Genomic DNA, 20,752 nt, shown 5'->3' with positions numbered 1-20,752 from the left:
AACCATGCAATCCAAACGCATAAGAGAAAAATTTCTTCAATTTTTTATACAAAAGGGGCATCAACACCAGCCCGCAGTACCTATTGTTAATAAAGATGATCCTTCCTTACTCTTTGTCAATGCAGGCATGAATCCTTTTAAGGATATTATTTTAGCCAACCAACCCATTACTGTTCCGCGTGTGGTTACAGTACAGCCCTGTTTGCGTGTCTCCGGTAAACACAATGACCTGGAAGAAGTAGGGGTAGATACCTACCACCATACCTTCTTTGAAATGTTAGGCAATTGGTCCTTTGGGGATTATTTTAAAGAAGAAGCCATTGCCTGGGCATGGGAACTCCTAACAGGAGTTTACCAACTTCCTAAGGAGCGCATCTATGTGACCATATTTGGGGGAGACCAGCAAGATGGTTTGCCAAAAGACCATGAAGCCGCTGTAATTTGGGCTAAATACTTGCCTGCCACACATATTCTTTCCTTTTCTAGGGAAGATAATTTTTGGGAAATGGGCGAACAAGGTCCCTGTGGTCCCTGTTCTGAAATCCATTTAGATATTCGTTCTGATGCCCAGCGTAAGAGGCTACCAGCTGCCCAATTGGTCAACAAAGGCTATCCTCAGGTCATAGAGATTTGGAATCTGGTATTTATGCAATACAACCGACAAGCTTCTGGTAAGCTGGTTGGCCTGCCGCATAAGTATATCGATACCGGTATGGGCTTTGAGCGGTTGGCCATGGTATTGCAAGGTAAAACCTCCAACTATGATACCGATATTTTTACCCCACTTATAGCAAAAATAGAACAGATTTCTGGTAAAGCCTATCACCAAAGTGAAACCATTGCAATAGCCATGCGGATCATTGCAGACCACTTGCGTGCAGTAGCCTTTTCCATTGCCGATGGACAAGCCCCTGCGCATGCCAAAGCTGGTTATGTGATACGCCGTATTGTACGTAGAGCCATTCGCTATGGGTATAGCCACTTGTCCATACAAACCCCTTTTATCTATCAATTAGTACCTGTTTTAGGAGCACAAATGGAAGGAATATACCCAAATCTGACTACCCAACAACATTATATTGAACAACTGATTCAAGCAGAAGAAACCGCTTTTTTAAAGACATTGGCTACTGGATTGCAGCTCTTTAACCATCTAGATTCGGGCAAGATCCATCAGGGTGTCATAGAGGGCCGTGTAGCCTTTGAACTCTATGATACCTATGGCTTTCCTTTAGACCTGACCCTGCTGATGGCTAAGGAGCAAGGGCTAACCGTAGATCAAGCGGGCTTCCAAGAGGCACTCCAAGAACAAAAAAGACGTTCTCAAAAAGATGCTGCCATTCAACAAGGAGATTGGCAAGTAGTTACAACAGCAGTTCAACCCCGATTTGTAGGCTATGATCAACTGGTAGTGACTACCTTTATTGTGCAATGGCGTACCATTACCAATAAGCAGAGCGTTGTTTACCAATTGGTATTAGCAGCTACCCCTTTTTATCCAGAAGGAGGGGGGCAAGTAGCCGATGAGGGGGTCATCCTATCTGGCCACCAGTCTATTGCAGTGGTAGATGTACAAAAAGAACATGGATTAATCGTGCATACCGTTGATCAGCTGCCTGCTCAACTGGAAGCGCCTGTTGAAGCCCGTGTAGATTTCACCAAACGCACCTTAGCGGCCGGTAACCATACCGCTACCCATCTTTTACAGGCTGCTTTAAAACAGGTTATTGGCGCCCATGTGGTTCAAAAAGGTTCCTTGGTAACACCAGCCCTATTGCGGTTTGATTTTGCCCATCCTACTAAGTTGTCTACCACACAACTAGAAGCCGTGGAAGCGATCTTAAACCAAAAAATCAGAGAAAATATTGCTTGTGTAGAACAACGTGCTGTGTCACTTGAAGCTGCCAAAGCCATGGGTGCGCAAGCCCTATTTGGTGAAAAATATGGTGCGGAAGTACGTGTGATTACTTTCGATCCAGCCTATTCTATAGAGCTTTGTGGGGGTACCCATCTGCCCTTCACAGGACAAATTGGCTTTTTTAAGATCATCCATGAAACCGCTATAGGTAGCGGCATACGCAGAATAGAAGCCCTAACCGCTGGTCATGCCTACCATTTTGTAACCCAGCAATCTGCTGCTTTAACTACCATAGCGGATCTATTAAAACACCCCAAAGATCTCATTCAGGTAGTAGAAAAGCTGATCCACGAAAAAAAACAGTTGCAGAAACAGGTAATTGCCTACCAAGATAAAGCCATACAGCAAGTTACCCAGCAACTGCAACAGCAATTAGAACAAGTTGATGATGTCTATCTATTGATTCAGGTTGTCCAGCTGCCCTATCTCCATGCATTGCAACAGATTGCATGGCACTATAAAGCCCAATATCAGAAAATATTTATCGTATTAGCCGCTACATTGGAACAGCAAGCGCACCTTATGATACTCGTATCAGATCCATTGGGGCCATACAACCATGCCCATAAGATGATGCAATCTATAGCCCCCCTGGTTGGCGGTAAGGGAGGCGGGCAGCCTTGTTTTGCAACCGCTAAAGGCAATAACCCCGCAGGTATACCAGTTGCATTAAAAGCAGCAAGGCGCCTTTTTACCATGCCCCATGCATAGAGTTCAGCCATCTTAGCCAGGTTCTGTCGCGTTTATTCTAAAAAATCATTATTTTAGTATCTGCAGTTAAAAAAGTAGTTATTAACGTGAGTTCGGGATTAGATTATTTTTTCATTTGATAATCAATATAAATGAAAATTTATAAAATTTGTTTTATTAGACAGTTAAATAGGTAGTTGAATAACAAATAATTCTGGTAATCAGTTTATTATATATATTATATTTATAAAATTAGATATAAAAACTTGTTAAATAGGTGCAAATATTAACTAAATAATTGATATTAAATTGTTGTAAATCAGTCAAATAAATCCCAAACTCACGTTCCTAAGAAAGTAGTAATTGACAAAAGCGGTAGTAATAAAGCTGCCTTTGATGCGATCAATACAGAACTTGATCAAGATCATACCATTCAAATATTTCAAAACAAATACTTGAATAATGGAGTTGAACAAGATCATAGGTTTATCAAAAAACGGCTAAAATCTATGCTTAGTTTTAAGTGTTTTAAGTCTGCAGCCATTGCACGCCGGCACAGGTGTGCAACAAATGGGGTGTAAGTCCCCTGATTCTAATTTGTCTATTTCGGGAGTCTAGCAGGAGGTTGGATTTGTGGGGTGATTCACAGGTTTAAGTTACCTTTAAATGCATCTGCAAAATAGCGGGCTGCAACAAAAGTGAACCCAAATTAGCCTCGTTAAGCCGTTTAAGCGCATTTTCCGACTGTTTAGTGGCTACAGGAAGGCTGATAGTAGGGAGGCAGAGATTATCAATAAATTGTAGCAGCAACTACGCGCAAAGCTATACAAATTTACCTCAAGCAGGTTTGGTAGAAATACCCAAAGCTAAAGGTGGAACAAGGCCACTAGAGGTAATGACCGTAGAAGATCTCATAGTGCTCACAGCAATGAAAATAGTCATTGAACCGATCTTCGAAGCTGATTTTCATAAATGTTCATACGGCTATAGACCGAAACGAGGAGCCAAACAAGCGAGTTTAGTGATCCGAGAAGATCTATACCAGCAGGCATGGGGCGTAGTTGAGATTGATTTTCAATCATACTTTACTAGCATCCCACACGAAAAGTTATTAAAACTTATTAACGTGAGTTCGGGATTAGATTATTTTTTCATTTGATAATCAATATTAATAAAAATTTATAAAATTTGTTTTATAGACAGTTAAATAGGTAGTTGAATAACAAATAATTCTGATAATCAGTTTATTACATATATTATATTTATAAAATTAGATATAAAAACTTGTTAAATAGGTGCAAATATTAACTAAATAATTGATATTAAATTGTTGTAAATCAGTCAAATAAATCCTGAACTCACGTTAATAACCGATTTCGCAGATACTTAGCCTATAGAAGAAAAGGCCGTGGGTGTGGGTGTCAAAGCTATCCCAATAGCAAACTCTATACAATGGGGATGTTGTACATTGGTAGTGGAATGATTAAGTATCCTGAGAGAGTTGTGCAAGGTTTATGAAGAAGACTGTCGGACCGCCGTATTCGGGAAAACTGAACGTACCTTGGGATGAGAAGGGAATGGGTAAACAATGAAGAATCAAGTTAGTCAGCTACTGTATTGCGAGCAATCAGAAGCAATAGATATGCTTAATTTTAAGTGGTCCAACCATTTCTTTACTCTAGACCATTGCAGGAATGAAAACATTCCTATGATTCAAAAAGGACAAGTAATCGGAGCTAAAAATCATCTTTCTACTTTTGAGAATTTTGTTATGCTAATGGCCGAATAATAACCAATATATATCCAAAACTTCACTTAAAAGAAAAGACGTTACTAACGAAAATATAGAAGCGACAGAACCCATACAATTGCCTTCTGTGGACTTGAAGGGATTCGAACCCCTAACCGCTGCATCCGTAGTGCAGTGCTCTATCCAGTTGAGCTACAAGTCCATCCTAATGTATCTATTTCAGCAGTATGGCAATGTTATAGAAAAACCACCCCCCTGTGTAAAAAGTTGCCCAACTTTTTACACAGGGGGGTGGTTTTTTTGCATACTTCTTTGCCAAGAAAAGTGTGGTTAAAAATGCCTTATTTACTACTACCCTGAACAGATACATCCTAATAATACTATGCAAATTTAATGAACAAAAATTTATTTCAAAGTAATGTTTTGACTTATTTAAAAAAAAAACTACCTTTGTTAAGTAATATTTCTATGCTAAAATATCATTGATGTACATGAAAAAAAAGATCTTTCCTCTGTTATTGTTTTTTGTTGCTTTGCATGTTGTCCATCCAGTTTCTGCAGATGATGTAGATCCTGTTGTGATGGATACGCAAGAAATCCCAGCCGATACTTATGTGCCACTTATTGAAAATTATCCTAGCTTTATGGTTGAACCGCTACGAATGGATTATGTATACAATCTGGGTTCGGATCAATCTAAGCCATTTGATAAGGTGAGAAAATTTGATTGGCATAGTTTATTGCGTGGAAATGTAGCCTTGTTATATGCTATTCGTATCAATCAGTCTCGTTTTGCTTTCTGTCCAGGGATTGGTTGGAGTACTTTGTACTATGCTTTTGCTCTCGAGCATAAGGATGGTAAAATGACCTGTCCAACACTTGAAAGAGAGTCGGAATCGCAGACAATTGATAAATATTTGGAGAATGATGCAGATAAAAAATTTATCTATTCTGCTTTTAAGATTTCTTTCGTTGACCTTTTGTTGAGGCTTCGGTTCAACAGTGTCTTAGATGAGCCTAAGGCAGGATTTCATGCTTGGTTAGGTGTTAAGCTTGGTATACGTAGGTCTGCTTTTACGATAGTCGATTATAAAGAATATGGGCATACAGGTGCTTTGAAGTGTAAAGGTGATTTTAATTTTAAGCCATGGGCGTTTGCTGTTCAAGCTGGAGTCGGGTATCACCGTTTTGGTTTGGTAGGAGGTTTTCATTTGACGCCCCTTTTTAGGCAAAACCAAGGTCCTCCTCATTCCGATTCGCTTAGACCATTCTCTTTCGGTATATATATAGATCTGGTATAGACATTTTACTAGTAGGGGTTGCTTGTTTGTATGATGTAAAAGAAGTTCGTTTTTGCCGTTTATTTTGGGCCTTTTGTAGAAGAGAAATATTTTTCGTAAATTTGCTTGACCTATTTGAATGGTCGTGTGTTATTTTCTCCTAATCTTTATTTATTAATACCTGGGGGGGATGCCAGAGCGGTCAATTGGGGCGGACTGTAAATCCGTTGCGTAAGCTTCGAAGGTTCGAATCCTTCTCTCCCCACTAGGTGGCAGTAATCGTAGGGCATAAAAGCGGGAGTAGCTCAGTTGGTAGAGCGGCAGCCTTCCAAGCTTCAGGTCGCGAGTTCGATTCTCGTCTCCCGCTCTATAGTTTCTATAGGGCCGGTGTAGCTCAGTGGTAGAGTGCTTCCTTGGTAAGGAAGAGGTCGCGGGTTCAAATCCCGTCATTGGCTCCATTTTGCAATAGATCTGAGGAAGTTAGTTTTAGGTAAGTCCAAAAATGTATTGGATGAATTATTTATTTCATTGAAAATCTAGAGAATTATAAGCTATGGCAAAGGAGACATTTAATCGCTTAAAGCCTCATGTAAACATTGGTACAATTGGCCACGTTGACCATGGGAAAACAACGCTGACGGCTGCTATTACTACTGTTTTAGCTAAAGAAGGGTTGGCAGAAAAAAAAGAGTTTTCAGCTATTGACGCTGCTCCAGAAGAAAAGGAACGAGGGATTACCATTAACACCGCTCACGTAGAATACCAAACCAAAAATAGGCACTATGCCCATGTGGATTGCCCAGGTCATAAAGACTATGTTAAAAATATGATTACAGGCGCTGCTCAGATGGATGGCGCTATTCTTCTAGTCGCGGCTACAGATGGTGCAATGCCCCAAACTAGGGAGCATATTCTTTTGGCTAGTCAAATTGGTGTCCCGTGTATCGTAGTATTTTTAAATAAAGTGGATCTAGTAGATGATCCTGAAATGATCGAGTTAGTAGAACTTGAGATTAGAGAGCTTCTCAATGCCTATAAGTTTGATGGAGACAATACACCTATTATTCGCGGCTCTGCGCTGGGTGCTTTGAATGGAGAGCCAAAATGGGAAGCCAAAGTTCAGGAGTTGATGGATGCAGTAGATACTTATATCCCACTTCCTGTACGATTGGTAGATCAAGACTTTTTAATGCCTGTAGAAGGAGTATGTACGATTACGGGCCGTGGAACCGTTGTAACAGGTAGAATTGAAAAGGGTGTAATTACGACAGGTAGCTCTGTTGAGATTATTGGTATGGGGGCTGACAAGTTGACCTCTACTGTTACGGGTGTGGAAATGTTTCGAAAAAACTTGGATAGGGGTGAGGCTGGTGATAATGTTGGACTTTTGCTTCGTGGTATTGATAAGTCTTCTATTCAACGCGGTATGGTGGTTTGTAAACCGGGAAGTGTTAAGCCACATAGTAAGTTTAAAGCTGAGGTCTATGTTTTAACGAAACAAGAAGGAGGGCGTCATACACCATTCTTTAATAAATATAGGCCGCAGTGCTACTTTAGAACAACAGATGTTACAGGTGAAGTAAAGCTTCCTCAAGGTGTTGAAATGGTTATGCCAGGTGATAATGTTAACTTGGAAATTATGCTTATCCACAGCATTGCTATGGAAGTAGGGTTGCGTTTTGCGATTCGTGAAGGAGGAAGAACGGTTGGCGCTGGAAGGGTTACTGAGATTATTGAGTAATCCATTTTCGTACCCTTTTGTTACTTGTTTATCCTAGAAGGCGCTTTAGAAATAGTGTGATTTTTCTTCTAATTTCATGGTATAAACAATACGGGTGTAGCTCAACTGGTAGAGTGGTGGTCTCCAAAACCATAGGCTGGGAGTTCGAGTCTCTCCACCCGTGCATCAAATAATATGTCAAAAGCAAAGATATTTATACAGAATCTGATACAGGAAGTAAGGTATAAGATTACTTGGCCTCCTTACCATAGGTTGCAAAATGGTTCTGTACTTGTGCTTGTAGCCTCCTTTATATTTGCCCTTCTTATTGGGCTCATGGATTGGTCTTTAAAAAAAGCTTTTGTGTGGTTTTATAATGCTTTTTAAACAGTGGACGAGTTGAATGAATGCGTTACAGTGGTATGTGCTTAAAGTAGTTGCTAAGCAAGAAGAAAAAATAAAGGCTAATCTGCAAGTAGAGCTTGCAAGAAATAATTTACAACATATTGTTGGTGAATTATTAATACTCTATGAAAAGGTATATGAAGTCCGTGCTGGGAAAAAATATGTAAAAAATAGGCACTTGTTTCCTGGTTATATATTCTTGCAGGCAGACTTGTCAAATAATCTTCTTGTACAGTTGCTAAAGAGTATAACAGGCGCTTTGGGTTTCTTGGGTGTTAGAGGGTGGCGTAGTACACCTGTTCCATTGAGTCAAACGGAAGTAGATCGTATTATAGGTAAAACCAGTAATCTTGGACCTAGTCATCTGAAGTTGAATGCTATTTTCGCGTTAGGGGAAGTAGTTGAAATCATAGATGGCCCTTTTGCAGGCTTTTCTGGAAACGTGCAGGAGATTTTTGAAGAAAAGAAAACATTAAATGTGGTGGTTAAAATTTTTGATGAACGGAGTACCCCTGTAGAGTTAAGTTATACGCAGGTTAAAAAGATTTTTTAATCACGAGGCGCATCTGCGCTAATGATTTTTATAAAATTCATATAATATGTCTAAGCCAATTTTAGGTTATGTAAAGTTGCGGGTTAAAGGTGGCTCAGCTAATCCATCTCCACCAGTAGGTCCAGCATTGGGTAGTAAGGGTGTCAATATCATGGAGTTCTGTAAGCAGTTTAATGCTAGAACCAAGGATCAAAAAGGGGAAGTGATACCTGTCATCATTACTGTTTATCAAGATAAGTCTTTTGACTTTATCACTAAAACATCCCCTGCTGTTATTTCAATTATGAGGCTTACGGAGATCACAAAAGGTTCCCCTGAGTCCAATAGACGTAAAGTGGCGACTATTAGCTGGGGGCAGATTCAACAAATTGCAACGGATAAGCTTCCAGATTTGAATACCTTAAACCTACATGCGGCCATGCGTATGATAGCTGGAACAGCAAGAAGTATGGGCGTTGCGGTACAGGGTACTGCGCCTTGGGTCAAATAAAAGATATGAAAATGGCAATTCAAAAAATGGATAAATGGAGCGCAGTGGTTTCTTCTAAAGAGGTGTACAATTTAAGCGAGGCCGTTCAGTTGGTGCAAAAAAATACTTTTACAAAGTTTGATGCTTCCATGGATGTTGCGGTTCGTTTGGGTGTAGACCCTAAAAAATCTGATCAAATGGTACGGGGAACTGTATCTCTTCCACATGGCACAGGTAAGCCCTGTAGGATTTTAGTGCTTTGTACAGCTGATAAAGAACAAGAAGCCAAACAGGCTGGCGCTGACTATGTAGGGTTAGATGATTATCTAGAAAAGATGGCAGCGGGGTGGACAGATGTAGATGTGATTATCACTATGCCAACCCTTATGGTTAAACTGGGGAAATTGGGTAAGATATTAGGTCCTCGTGGGCTTATGCCTAATCCTAAGGTAGGTACGGTAACCATGGATGTTGCTAAGATGGTTAAAGAGGTCAAGAGCGGAAAGGTAAGCTTTAAGGCGGATAAGTATGGTATTGTACATAGTAGTGTAGGCCGCGTCTCTTTCCCCCAGGAGAAGATCGTAGAGAATATAATGGAGTTGTTAAGAGCGATTGTTAAGTTAAAGCCTGCCTCCTCAAAAGGGCTTTATGTAAATAGTATTAGTCTTTCTAGTACGATGAGTAGAGGCGTTTTTGTAGATAGAAGTATTGCCGTTGGGCTTTAGAGAAATGAAACGAGAAGAAAAATTACAGGTTATACAAGGTCTAGTGGAAAAATTTTCTACTTTCGACTGTTTTTATGTGATAGACGCTATGGGTCTCACCGTGGAACAGGTAAACAAATTTAGGAAAAGTTGTGCAGAACAAAATATAGTCTATCAAGTGGCTAAGAATACTTTGATACAGAAAGCGCTCGAGCGATCTGAGAAGCTTGCTGCTTATGTGGGCTCTTTTTCAAGCATATTGAAAGGGTTTTCTGGTATTTTGTTTAGTCATGACAGCGGGCGTGCTCCCGGAAAAATGTTAAAAACTTTTTTAGAAGCCGAAAAATTAAGCCTTCCTGCATTGAAAGGTGCTTCTATTCATGGTGATCTATTTATTGGCGCAGGATACTTAGATGCGTTGAGTAACCTAAAATCAAAAGAGGAGATTTTAGGGGATATTATGACGCTTTTGAAAGCTCCTATTTTAAGTGTTGTGACCGTGATTCAATCTGGAGCAAAACGTTTAATGGGAGTGGTAGAGTCTTGGTCGAAAGCATCTGCTTAACTAAGGTAAGTTTCTGTATTTTTATATCTATCTAAATTTTATAAACGTTTATAAATTATGGCCGAGTTAAAAGTTTTAGCTGAACAGCTTGTTAATTTAACGGTTAAGCAGGCAAATGAGCTATCTGATATTTTGAAAAATGACTATGGTATTGAGCCTGCTGCTTCAGCTCCTATCATGGTGGCAGCTGGTCCTGCTGTTCCGGTTGTAGCAGCGCCAGAAAAAACAACATTTGATGTGGTGCTAAAATCAGGAGGTGCTTCTAAGCTGGCAGTGGTAAAACTGGTAAAAGAAATAACCGAATTGAGTCTGAAAGAAGCCAAGGAGTTTGTGGATGGTCTGCCAGGTACTATGAAAGAAAGCCTTCCTAAAGAAGAAGCAGAATCCATCAAAAGAAAATTAGAAGAAGCGGGTGCAGAGGTTGAGTTAAAGTAGTCAGCTATCCTATTATAATATAATTTTTAGGGCGTGCAAGGGTGCCTATTTAGCTCTGGGCTTACTTATTTGCATATGTTGCTTCCTTTAGCGTTTGGTCTATTTTATGTTAATGTAGCTTAGGGTATATCCTTTTTTTACTTCCTATAAATTATAAGCTTGTAGCACCTTTGTGAAGAAAAAACAATCTAGTAAACAAAATTGCCATATGCCTTCTTCTGATGCCGCTGCAAACTATACTGATTTGCTTGAAATCCAATTAAAGTCTTTTAGAGACTTTTTTCAACTGGGTGTTAGTCCAGAAAGTAGAATCAATGAAGGGCTCTATAAAGTTTTTATGGAGCATTTTCCTATTGAAGATTCTAAGCGAAACTATATTCTGGAGTTTATTGATTACAATTTAGAACTTCCCCAATATACTCCTCGGGAGTGTATTGAACGCGGGTTGACCTATGATGTTCCTTTGAAAGCAAAGTTACGCTTGTTACAAAATGATGAGTATACTGGAAAGTATGAAGGAGTTGAGCAAGAGGTTTTTTTGGGTAATGTACCCTATATGACTGATCAGGGTTCCTTTATTTTGAGTGGTGTGGAGCGTGTGGTCGTTTCTCAGGTGCATAAATCTTCCGGCATTTTCTTTTTTCAGAATAGACACATTAGTGGGTCAAGTGTTTACACTGCTAAGGTGGTTCCTGCTAAAGGTGTTTGGATTGAATTTTCGGTTGATATCAATTCGGTGATGTATATCTACCTAGATAGGAAAAAGAAAATTCCAATTACCACTATGTTGCGTGCCATTGGGTATAGTAGTGATAAGGATATCTTAGATATATTTGGTCTTGCAGATGAGGTAGAAGCAAGTAGAGCTGTGCTGGAAAAGCATATAGGCCGTAAATTAGCTGCTCGGGTTTTAAAAAGCTGTGCGGAACGTTATGTAGATGAAGAAACCGGTGAAGAGTATGTACGCACCAGCCATGAAGTCCTTGTAGAGCGTAACACTGTATTGGATGAAGCGGCTATAGAGGTGATCCTATTTTCTGAGGTCTCTTCTATTATTTTGCATAAATCAGAAACAGCTTATATGGACTACCACCTTGTCTATAATTCCTTTGGAAAGGATAATACCAATGATACCAAGGAGGCAATAGAACAAATTTATCGCCAGTTGCGTAATGCGGAGGCCCCTGACGAGCAGGCGGCTCGTGAAACGGTAGAAAGCCTTTTTTTTAGCAGTAAGCGGTATACCCTGGGTGAGGTAGGTCGTTATAGGATCAATAAAAAATTAAATCTAGACATCCCGGTAAAGACTGCTGTATTGACACAAGAAGATATTGTACAAATTATTCATTATCTCATCAAAGTGGTCAATGGTAAAGCAGAAGTAGATGATATTGATCACTTAAGCAATCGCCGGGTTCGTTCTGTTGGAGAGCAGCTCTATACCCAATTTGGTGTAGGACTTTCTCGTTTGGCTAGAACCATTCGTGAACGCATTAACATTAGAGATAATGAGTTATTTAAGCCTGCAGATCTCATTAATGCACGTACACTTTCTTCTGTTATCAATTCTTTTTTTGGGATCAATCCACTTTCTCAATTGATTGATCAAGTGAACCCACTGGCAGAAATTACCCATAAACGTCGTGTATCTGCACTAGGGCCTGGTGGACTTTCTAGAGATCGTGCTGGTTTTGAGGTTCGTGATGTGCACTACTCCCACTATGGCAGGTTGTGTACCATTGAGACACCGGAGGGCATGAACATTGGTTTGATTTCTTCGCTCTGTATGTATGCGCGTGTAAATAGCATGGGGTTTATTGAAACGCCTTATAGGCGGGTAGAGGATGGTAAGGTTGATCTAAGTGGTGTGATTTATTACCTGAGTGCTTCAGAAGAAGAGAATGCTAATTTTGCTCCAGCTAATGTACGGTTAGATTCAAATGGTGCTATCTTAGATAGCCGTATTAAAGTCCGAAATGGAGATGAGTATCCTCTGGTAAAACCAGAACGGGTCAATTATATGGATGTTGCCAGTAGTCAGATTGCTTCGGTTGCTGCTTCTTTGATTCCATTTTTGGAGCATAATGATGCCAGTCGTGCCTTGATGGGTTCTAACATGCAACGTCAGGCCGTTCCTCTGGTCCGACCAGATGTGCCCATTGTTTGCACCGGTGTAGAAAAGAGAGTGGCTAAAGAGTTTAGGGGCTTACCTACTGCAGAGGGTAGTGGGCTAGTGACTTATGTGGATAGTAGAAAAATTGTTGTGCAGTATGATCGTTCAGCGGAAGAAGCACTCGTTGCATTTGATGATGCTTCTGTAACCTACTCTATGGATAAGTTTAGAGGCACCAATCGAAGTACTTGTATTAACCTATTGCCAATCGTTTCTAAGGGAAGTCGTGTGGAAAAAGGTCAAGTACTTGGTGAGGGCTATGCTACTAAAAATGCGGAGCTGGCACTGGGTAAAAATTTAAAAGTGGCCTTCTTATCCTGGAAAGGATATACTTTTGAAGATGGTATTGTGATTTCTGAACGTATTGTGCGGGATGATGTGTTTACCTCTATTCACATCAAAGAATTTATTCTAGAGGTAAAGGATACCAAATTTGGTGCAGAAGAGTTAACCAATGAAATTCCTAATGTTAGTGAAGAAGCGATTGCTAAGTTAGACCTTCATGGAATTGTTAAAATAGGTACAGAAGTTAAAGAAGGTGATATTTTAATTGGTAAAGTTACCCCAAAGGGGGAGGTAGATGTTACCCCAGAAGCAAGGCTTTTGAAAGCTATTTTTGGTGATAAAGCAGGCGATGTAAAGAATACCTCTTTAAGAGTCCCATCTGGCATGGAAGGTATTGTAATCGATACCAAAATTTTCTCTAGCCCTGAAAGAAATAAGCAAAATAAGGAAAAAATCAAAAAAGAACTAGAGCTCTTAAAGAAGGCACATGCCAAACATTTACTAAAATTGCGTGATATAGCTATTAAAAAGTTGTCAGTTGTTTTAGATGGGGTGGTTACTAATGGTATTTATCATCAGTTTGGCGATGAAATTATTGCAGAGGGTATACACCTGACAGCTTCACTCATTGCTGAAAAGCTTTTTCCTTCTAAAAATATTTACCGTGATGAGTCCCTTTACAATGTTCCGGCAGAAGCCAATCTAATTGGAGATCTTGTGCTGAGTAATTGGACGGCTGATCCATCTAAAAATGATTTGGTGCAGCGTATTGTAGGCAATTACATTAAAAAGTATACAGAGTCTATTGTGCGTTTTAAACGTGAAAGGTTTACGCTAGAAGCAGGTGATGGGCTACCCAAAGGGGTTGTAAAAGTAGCTAAGGTCTATATTGCAGAAAAAAGAAAGCTTAAGGTTGGTGATAAAATGTCTGGAAGACATGGTAATAAAGGTATTGTTTGTAAGATAGTTCCTCAAGAGGATATGCCCTTCTTAGCAGATGGAACGCCAGTAGATGTCGTGTTGAGTCCACTTGGATTGCCTTCTCGTATGAACTTAGGTCAGTTATATGAAGCAGTGTTAGGATGGGCTGGTTATCAATTAGGCAAGCGGTATACCAATCCTATTTTTGAGGGTATGACCCTGGATCAGATCTCCAGTGAGTTGGATCAAGCTGGCTTGCCTGCTTTTGGTAAAACAACCGTTTATGATGGGGGAACGGGTATGCCATTTGATCAAAAAGTTACAGTTGGGGTCGTATATCTTCTCAAGCTTGCCCATTTGGTAGATGATAAAATGCATGCCCGTTCTACAGGTCCTTATTCATTGATTACCCAGCAACCATTAGGCGGTAAAGCCCAATTTGGAGGACAGAGATTTGGTGAAATGGAGGTATGGGCATTGGAAGCATATGGCGCTGCCTATACTTTACAAGAAATGCTCAATACCAAATCAGATGATGTAGTCGGTAGGTCTAAAGCCTATGAAGCCATTGTGAAAGGTAATAATATTCCAAAGCCAAATTTATCCGAGTCATTCAATGTATTGATTCATGAACTAAGGGGGCTAGGTCTTGAAATTACACTTGTATAATAATGGTCCGTTTGATATTCCATATCTCAAATCGCTTAGCAAGTTAACCGTATGAAGTTTAAAAAAAATAACGCACACTCCACTCAATTTTCTGGTATTATTGCCAGTCTTTCTTCTCCAGAGGTTATTTTATCTCGTTCATCAGGAGAAGTGACCCTGCCAGAAACCATTAATTATAGAACCCACAAGCCTGAAACCAAGGGGTTGTTTTGTGAGCGTATATTTGGCCCTGTAAAAGACTGGGAATGTCATTGTGGCAAGTACAAAGGCATTCGCTATAAAGGCATTGTATGTGATAGATGCGGTGTTGAAATTACAGAAAAAAAGCAACGTAGGCAACGGGTTGGCCACATCGAGTTGGTGGTTCCGGTAACCCATATTTGGTACTTTAAGGTGCTCCCTAGTAAAATTAGTTATTTACTTGGTCTACCTACTAAAAAGGTGGAACAGATTATATACTATGAGCGTTATGTAGTAATGCAACCCGGTATCAAAAAAGAAGATGGTATAGCTGCTATGGATCTGCTATCCGAGGATGAGTATCTGGATATTTTAGATCAGTTGCCTGCAGATAATCCATTACTCAGTAACTCAGATCCTAATAAGTTTATCGCCCTAATTGGTTCAGAAGCTATTGAATCTATTCTAAAAGGGCTTGACTTAGAAAAGCTTTCAATTTATTTAAGGGAACAGTTATTGACCGATGCGTCTCAACAACGTCGTCTAGAAATTGTCAAAAGGCTAAAGATTGTAGAAGGGTTTAGGGATGTACATAAAAAAGTAGAAAATCGTCCAGAATGGATGGTGATGCGTATATTGCCTGTTATTCCTCCTGAGTTACGTCCTCTTTTTTCACTGGGCGGTGGGAAATTTGCTACTTCTGATTTGAATGATCTCTATAGAAGGGTTATTATTAGAAATAATAGGCTCAAAAGATTATTAGCTATTAAGGCCCCTCAGATCATCATACGTAATGAAATGCGTATGTTGCAGGAGGCAGTAGATTCTTTATTTGATAATTCCCGTAAAGTCAATTCTGTTGCTTCAGAGGGCATTCGGCCATTGAAATCCCTTTCTGATATGTTGAAAGGGAAGCAAGGCCGTTTTAGGCAGAATTTACTTGGTAAGCGCGTGGACTATTCCGGTAGGTCTGTTATTGTGGTAGGGCCTGAGTTACGGCTCCATGAGTGTGGGCTGCCTAAAGAGATGGCAGTTGAGCTATTTATGCCCTTTATCATACGTAGGCTTATAGAGCGTGGCGTAGCAGAAACCGTAAAAGTTGCCAAAAGGTTAATAGAGGAAAAAGATCCTGTTATTTGGGATGTATTAGAGAATGTATTGAAAGGTCATCCTGTATTGCTTAACCGAGCGCCAACCCTCCACCGATTGGGTATACAAGCCTTTCAGCCTAAGTTGATTGAAGGCAAAGCCGTTCAATTGCATCCTTTGGTTTGTACTGCTTTCAACGCCGATTTTGATGGGGATCAAATGGCGGTTCATGTGCCCCTTGGGCAGCAAGCCATTGCCGAAGCTTCATTGCTTATGTTGGCCTCTTACAATGTATTGAATCCTTCAAATGGTATTCCTATTACCATTCCATCTCGTGATATGATTTTGGGATTGCATTATCTAACCAAGGGAAAACGTAGTACTCCAGGTGATGTTGTATTAGGAGAGGGTATCTCTTTTTATGCGCCTGAAGAAGTATTGATTGCATTGGCCCATAAAAAGGTTTCTAAACATGCTTATGTCAAGCTGCGTGTGCCCACCACGGATTTAGATGGAACGGTCGAGTATCGTTTAATAGAGACAACGGTGGGTAGAGTAGTGTTCAATGAATATTGTCCAGCTGGCATGGCATTTGTTAATGAAACGCTTAATGTTAGAAACATGCAGCGCATTGTAACAGATATGTACAGTAAATTTGGTACAGTTGTTACAGTTGAGTTTTTAGATAATATTAAAGCTTTAGGTTTTAATACAGCATTCAAGGCAGGGATGACCATTGGGCTGGATGATGTGAAGGTACCAGCCAATAAGCATGAATTGATTGCCCAAGCTACTGAGGAGGTGGAGTCCATTTGGGGTAATTATATGTTGGGTTTAATAACTGATAATGAAAGATATAATCAAGTTATTGATGTGTGGACCAGAACCAATACACGTATTACCAATCAACTAATGGAACAGTTGGAGCAAGACCAAAACGGTTTTAATTCCGTTTACATGATGATGATTTCTGGTGCAAGGGGTTCCCGTGAACAGGTGCGTCAGTTAGGCGGTATGAAAGGATTAATTGGTAGGCCTCAAAAGAGTACACAAGGAGCAGTAGGAGAAATTATTGAGCACCCTATTATTTCTAACTTCCAAGAGGGGTTGAATGTGATTGAGTATTTTATTGCTACGCACGGTGCTAGGAAGGGATTGGCTGATACTGCCTTAAAAACAGCCGATGCAGGGTATCTCACCAGGAGGTTAGTAGATGTAGCACAAGACTTAACCGTCGTTGAAGAGGATTGTGGTACCCTTAAAGGTATTAGTGTAACTGCTGTGCAAGTTGAAAATAGAATAGTTGAACCACTTGCAGAACGTATTCTAGGGCGTGTAGTAGTGGATGATGTGTTGGATCCTCAAACAGGCGCTTTGTTGATTGCGCGTGGCCATGGAATTGATGAGCAAATTGCTGTTAACATAGAAAAGGCTGGTCTAGAAGAAGTGTTTGTACGTTCTGTATTGACCTGTGATTTGTCTCAAGGCGTTTGTGTAAAATGTTATGGTCGAAACTTGTCCACAGGTAATATGGTATCCGTTGGCGAAGCAGTGGGGGTAATTGCTGCCCAATCTATTGGGCAACCTGGTACACAGCTTACCATGAGAACCTTCCATGTCGGGGGTATTGCCTCTAATGTTACGGTTGATGCTAAGGTCAAAGCAAAGTATGCAGGTATTATAAATTTTGAAGACCTAATGGTTACAGAGTATGTAGATTCAAATGGCCAGGAAGTGAAAGTCGTCATGAGTCGCTCTGCTGAGCTGCAAATTTTAGATCCTGATACAAGAAAAGTATTAACCAGTACCCATTTGCCATATGGTGCCCACCTTAAGGTAAAAAACAATCAAATCGTAAGCTACGATCAAGAACTTTACCATTGGGATCCTTATAACGTTGTGTTATTGGCTACTCAGGATGGAGTAGTGAATTTCCTAGGTCTTGAAGAGGGCATTACCTATCAAGAAGAGTTTGATGAACAAACAGGGCGTAAAGCAAAGGTAATGATTGAGTCTAGGGATAAGACCAAACATCCAAGTGTTGTTTTATGTGATGATGCAGGTGTCACCATTGCCTCATATACACTTCCTGTTAAAGCACAACTGGCAGTGGAAGTAGGTGATAAGGTTCATAAAGGTGAAGTATTGGCTAGGGTCCCTCGTATCATTAATCAATCTCGAGATATTACGGGTGGTTTGCCTCGTGTAGTCGAGCTTTTTGAGGCTAGAAAGCCTGCTAATACTGCTTTTATTAGTGAGTTAAGTGGTGTGGTAACTTATGGTGGCATTAAAAGAGGCAATAGAGAAATTTTTATTCAATCTAAAGAAGGCATACAGGTCAAGTATATGATCCCATTATCTAAACATATTTTGGTTCAAGACAACGACTATGTTAAAGTAGGGGAGGTGATCACGGATGGTGCAGTAGCTGCTGCTGACCTTTTGGTTACAAAAGGTCCACTGGTTGCACAGGAATACATCATGAATGAGTTGCAAAACGTATACCGTTTACAAGGTGAGAAAATCAATAATAAACATATTGAAACCATCATTAAGCAGATGATGCGTAAAGTAGAGGTCATAGATCCAGGCGATACAACCATGTTGCATGGGCAAATTGTTGATAAAGTTAAATTTTTTGAAGAGAATGATAAAATTCGTGATCAGTCTATTGTGCTAACACCTGGAGATTCTAAATTGTTTAAACAGGGGCAATTTGTTTCCTCTAGCAGGTTGCTACAAGAGAATGATAAACTGAAGGAGCAGGGGTTGGTTTCTGTCGAAGCCAGGCCAGTAGAATTAGCGATTGCTCAGCCGAAACTGCAAGGTATTACACAAATCTCCTTGGCTACGGAAAGCTTCTTATCGGCAGCTTCTTTCCAAGAAACTGCTAAAGTATTGAGTGATGCAGCTGTTAGTGCTAAGTATGATAAGCTAAAAGGCTTGAAAGAGAACATTATTGTAGGTCATTTAATTCCTGCTGGAACGGGTATGCGATGTTATGAAAAATTGGTTGTAAATTCTAAAAAAGAGTACGATGCTTTAGCCTCTGCTAAAGCTAGTGCAACAGGAGGATAATTGCGCAGCGAGAAGGGTTCGGCTATGCGCATTATCAAACAAATCAAGGATTTACCAATAAGCATTTGTTTAAGTCCCCTTCTTCGTAGCATCTCGAATAGCCAGGCTAGAGTAGCTGCAAAATGTCAAGAAGCTTACCAAGCTATAGAAGCAACAATCGAGCAAAGCAAAGTGCTACATATAGATAAAACAAGCCACTATAATAGTGGTGAGTTAGGGTGGTGCTGGATATGCACCAGCCCTAAGGCCAGTCTACTCAAGCGAACCCCTTCTAGCAGCAGGAAGGTTTTAGAAAGTAGTGGATTACATCCTAATGCACAACGTTGAACGACAGATACAGGGACGGTTTTATTTTTTTTATAGACATGGCATACTGCTGAATAGATACCTAAAAATAGATTTTCCTTGAGTTGGGGATATGGGTTGAATAGATGCGAAACCCCATCCTGCTAACAGGGCACATGGCCTGGTGTACGTGGAAATGGGATGACGTCACGTATGTTTTCCATGCCTGTTACAAACAATACAAATCGGTCCAGCCCTAACCCAAACCCGCTATGGGGTATGGTACCAAAGCGTCTGGTATCCAGATACCAGTTTAAATTTTGTATATAGGTACGTTGCACCACTGCTTTCAAATAATCCATGCGTTCTTCCCTTTGAGATCCGCCAATAATTTCTCCTATGCCAGGGAAAAGCACATCCATAGCCGCTACCGTTTGGCCATCATTATTTTGACGCATATAAAATGCTTTGATCTCTTTTGGATAATCCGTTACGACTACCGGTCTTTTAAAATGATGCTCTACCAAATAACGTTCATGTTCCGATTGCAGATCCATGCCCCAACCCGTAATAGGATAGACAAATTTGCCCTTCTTGTTTGGTTCGGCATCCATTAAAATAGCAAGGGCTTCTGTGTAGGTAATACGGGCAAAAGGGTGTGCTAATACGAATGGTAACCGTTCCAATAAAGGCATGGGTTCAGTTGAATCTTGTTCATTTCTATCGTTCAGCAAGCGTTGGTTTAAAAAGTCAAGTTCTGCTGGGCAGTTTTTAAGTACATAGTCCAATAGGAATTTTAACAACGCTTCTGCAAGCACAATGGTATCATCCAGATTATTAAAGGCTACCTCTGGTTCAACCATCCAGAATTCTGCTAGGTGTCTGGATGTATTAGAATTTTCTGCTCTAAAAGTAGGCCCAAAAGTATAGACCGCCCCTAGTCCCATAGCAGCTGCTTCTGCAGCAAGCTGTCCAGAAACGGTTAAGTGGGTAGGTTGATTGAAAAAATCCTCTCTAGGATCCACGTTACCATCTGGATGGGTAGGTGGCGCATCTAGGCTTGTGACACGAAATAATGCTCCTGAACCCTCTGCATCTGCTGCAGTAATAATAGGCGTATGGAGGTAAAAGAAACCACGTTCGTGAAAAAAATGGTGAATGGCATAACTAATAGCATGCCTGATGCGAAACACTGCACCAAAAGTGTTGGTACGAAAGCGAAGATGTACCCATGTACGTAGGCATTCCAATGAATGGGCTTTGGGTTGCAATGGGTAGTCTGGGGCATTGCCTAGTAGGGTCAAGTGATGACCATGTACTTCTACCGATTGTTTGGTACCTTTTGAAGCGACTAAACTTCCAGATACGGCAACACTAGCACCTGTAATCAGTTGATTGAGTAGTGTTTTGGGTAGTTCAGATGGTGTCATCACCACCTGTAAGTTTTGCTGACAAGAGCCATCATTGATCGTAAGAAATACAACCTGCTTATTGATGCGTTTGGTGCGGATCCAACCTTTTATTTCAACTTTTGCGTCAACTGTGCCAAATTGTAAAAGTTCTTTAATTTTGGTATGCAATGT

17 protein-coding genes, 5 tRNA genes and 1 pseudogene are annotated in these 20,752 nt (G+C 40.3%); 20 read left to right on the top strand and 3 right to left on the bottom strand.

Going from position 1 to position 20,752, the window contains the following annotated elements:
• Window positions 1-4: 4 nt before the first annotated feature.
• Both alaS and NBW36_RS03700 read left to right on the top strand, forming a co-directional pair.
• A complete protein-coding gene (gene alaS / locus NBW36_RS03705; RefSeq protein WP_250237868.1) occupies window positions 5-2,629 on the top strand; it encodes an alanine--tRNA ligase in 2,625 nt (874 codons plus the stop codon).
• Between the two features lie 320 nt (window positions 2,630-2,949).
• Window positions 2,950-3,153 (top strand): annotated as a pseudogene (locus NBW36_RS03700) (DDE-type integrase/transposase/recombinase); the annotation flags it as partial.
• Window positions 3,154-3,259: 106 nt separating this feature from the next.
• On the opposite strand, the gene NBW36_RS03695 reads toward NBW36_RS03700, so the two are convergent.
• Entirely contained in the window at window positions 3,260-3,418 is a 159-nt protein-coding gene (locus tag NBW36_RS03695) for a hypothetical protein (RefSeq protein ID WP_250237867.1), read from the bottom strand.
• A gap of 37 nt (window positions 3,419-3,455) precedes the next feature.
• Between NBW36_RS03695 and NBW36_RS03690 the strand changes: the two genes are divergently transcribed.
• Entirely contained in the window at window positions 3,456-3,767 is a 312-nt protein-coding gene (locus tag NBW36_RS03690) for a reverse transcriptase domain-containing protein (RefSeq protein WP_250237865.1), read from the top strand.
• Window positions 3,768-4,196: 429 nt separating this feature from the next.
• On the top strand, window positions 4,197-4,397 hold the full coding sequence (locus NBW36_RS05725; RefSeq protein WP_439099463.1) for a hypothetical protein: 201 nt from the start codon (window positions 4,197-4,199) through the stop codon (window positions 4,395-4,397).
• An 89-nt stretch (window positions 4,398-4,486) separates the two neighbouring features.
• On the opposite strand, the gene NBW36_RS03680 is transcribed toward NBW36_RS05725, so the two are convergent.
• Window positions 4,487-4,560: transfer RNA gene (locus NBW36_RS03680), tRNA-Arg, on the bottom strand.
• Here NBW36_RS03680 and NBW36_RS03675 point away from each other — a divergent pair.
• The 16 genes from NBW36_RS03675 (at window position 4,533) to NBW36_RS03600 (ending at window position 19,211) form a co-directional block, all read left to right on the top strand.
• The gene (locus tag NBW36_RS03675) at window positions 4,533-4,718 is read left to right on the top strand and encodes a hypothetical protein (protein WP_250237863.1); all 186 of its coding nucleotides are present in this window, start codon (window positions 4,533-4,535) and stop codon (window positions 4,716-4,718) included. The genes NBW36_RS03680 and NBW36_RS03675 overlap by 28 nt on opposite strands.
• 131 nt (window positions 4,719-4,849) lie before the next feature.
• Window positions 4,850-5,659 (top strand): hypothetical protein, encoded by an 810-nt coding sequence (locus tag NBW36_RS03670; protein WP_250237861.1) that lies wholly within the window; start codon window positions 4,850-4,852, stop codon window positions 5,657-5,659.
• A gap of 163 nt (window positions 5,660-5,822) precedes the next feature.
• A tRNA-Tyr gene (locus NBW36_RS03665) sits at window positions 5,823-5,903 on the top strand.
• Between the two features lie 29 nt (window positions 5,904-5,932).
• Window positions 5,933-6,005 (top strand) — tRNA-Gly (locus tag NBW36_RS03660).
• 16 nt (window positions 6,006-6,021) lie between these two features.
• Window positions 6,022-6,096, top strand: a tRNA-Thr gene (locus tag NBW36_RS03655).
• Window positions 6,097-6,191: 95 nt separating this feature from the next.
• Window positions 6,192-7,379 carry an elongation factor Tu gene (tuf, locus tag NBW36_RS03650; RefSeq protein WP_250237859.1) on the top strand — a complete coding sequence of 396 codons (1,188 nt, stop codon included), beginning with the start codon at window positions 6,192-6,194 and terminating at the stop codon, window positions 7,377-7,379.
• A gap of 90 nt (window positions 7,380-7,469) precedes the next feature.
• Window positions 7,470-7,542: transfer RNA gene (locus NBW36_RS03645), tRNA-Trp, on the top strand.
• Window positions 7,543-7,553: 11 nt separating this feature from the next.
• Window positions 7,554-7,745, top strand: a complete 192-nt coding sequence (secE, locus tag NBW36_RS03640; protein WP_250237857.1) for a preprotein translocase subunit SecE — start codon at window positions 7,554-7,556, stop codon at window positions 7,743-7,745.
• 16 nt (window positions 7,746-7,761) lie between these two features.
• Window positions 7,762-8,316, top strand: a complete 555-nt coding sequence (gene nusG, locus NBW36_RS03635) for a transcription termination/antitermination protein NusG (protein WP_250237854.1) — start codon at window positions 7,762-7,764, stop codon at window positions 8,314-8,316.
• A 46-nt stretch (window positions 8,317-8,362) separates the two neighbouring features.
• The gene (gene rplK / locus NBW36_RS03630; protein ID WP_250237852.1) at window positions 8,363-8,806 is read left to right on the top strand and encodes a 50S ribosomal protein L11; all 444 of its coding nucleotides are present in this window, start codon (window positions 8,363-8,365) and stop codon (window positions 8,804-8,806) included.
• A gap of 11 nt (window positions 8,807-8,817) precedes the next feature.
• Entirely contained in the window at window positions 8,818-9,510 is a 693-nt protein-coding gene (gene rplA, locus NBW36_RS03625; RefSeq protein ID WP_250237850.1) for a 50S ribosomal protein L1, read from the top strand.
• 4 nt (window positions 9,511-9,514) lie between these two features.
• On the top strand, window positions 9,515-10,054 hold the full coding sequence (rplJ, locus tag NBW36_RS03620) for a 50S ribosomal protein L10 (RefSeq protein ID WP_250237848.1): 540 nt from the start codon (window positions 9,515-9,517) through the stop codon (window positions 10,052-10,054).
• A 57-nt stretch (window positions 10,055-10,111) separates the two neighbouring features.
• Window positions 10,112-10,489 (top strand): 50S ribosomal protein L7/L12, encoded by a 378-nt coding sequence (gene rplL / locus NBW36_RS03615; RefSeq protein WP_250237846.1) that lies wholly within the window; start codon window positions 10,112-10,114, stop codon window positions 10,487-10,489.
• A gap of 208 nt (window positions 10,490-10,697) precedes the next feature.
• A complete protein-coding gene (rpoB, locus tag NBW36_RS03610; RefSeq protein WP_250239131.1) occupies window positions 10,698-14,537 on the top strand; it encodes a DNA-directed RNA polymerase subunit beta in 3,840 nt (1,279 codons plus the stop codon).
• A 51-nt stretch (window positions 14,538-14,588) separates the two neighbouring features.
• Window positions 14,589-18,884, top strand: coding sequence for a DNA-directed RNA polymerase subunit beta' (gene rpoC, locus NBW36_RS03605; protein ID WP_250237844.1), 4,296 nt, complete (start codon window positions 14,589-14,591; stop codon window positions 18,882-18,884).
• A gap of 24 nt (window positions 18,885-18,908) precedes the next feature.
• Entirely contained in the window at window positions 18,909-19,211 is a 303-nt protein-coding gene (locus tag NBW36_RS03600; RefSeq protein ID WP_250237842.1) for a transposase, read from the top strand.
• 122 nt (window positions 19,212-19,333) lie between these two features.
• On the opposite strand, the gene asnS is transcribed toward NBW36_RS03600, so the two are convergent.
• Window positions 19,334-20,749 (bottom strand): asparagine--tRNA ligase, encoded by a 1,416-nt coding sequence (gene asnS, locus NBW36_RS03595; RefSeq protein WP_250237840.1) that lies wholly within the window; start codon window positions 20,747-20,749, stop codon window positions 19,334-19,336.
• Window positions 20,750-20,752: the final 3 nt, after the last annotated feature.

It is taken from the genome of Cardinium endosymbiont of Oedothorax gibbosus (assembly GCF_936981045.1).
Lineage (GTDB): Bacteria > Bacteroidota > Bacteroidia > Cytophagales > Amoebophilaceae > Cardinium.
The sequence above is the reverse complement of the archived record's forward strand: the minus strand, read 5'-3'. Positions and strand labels throughout refer to the sequence as shown.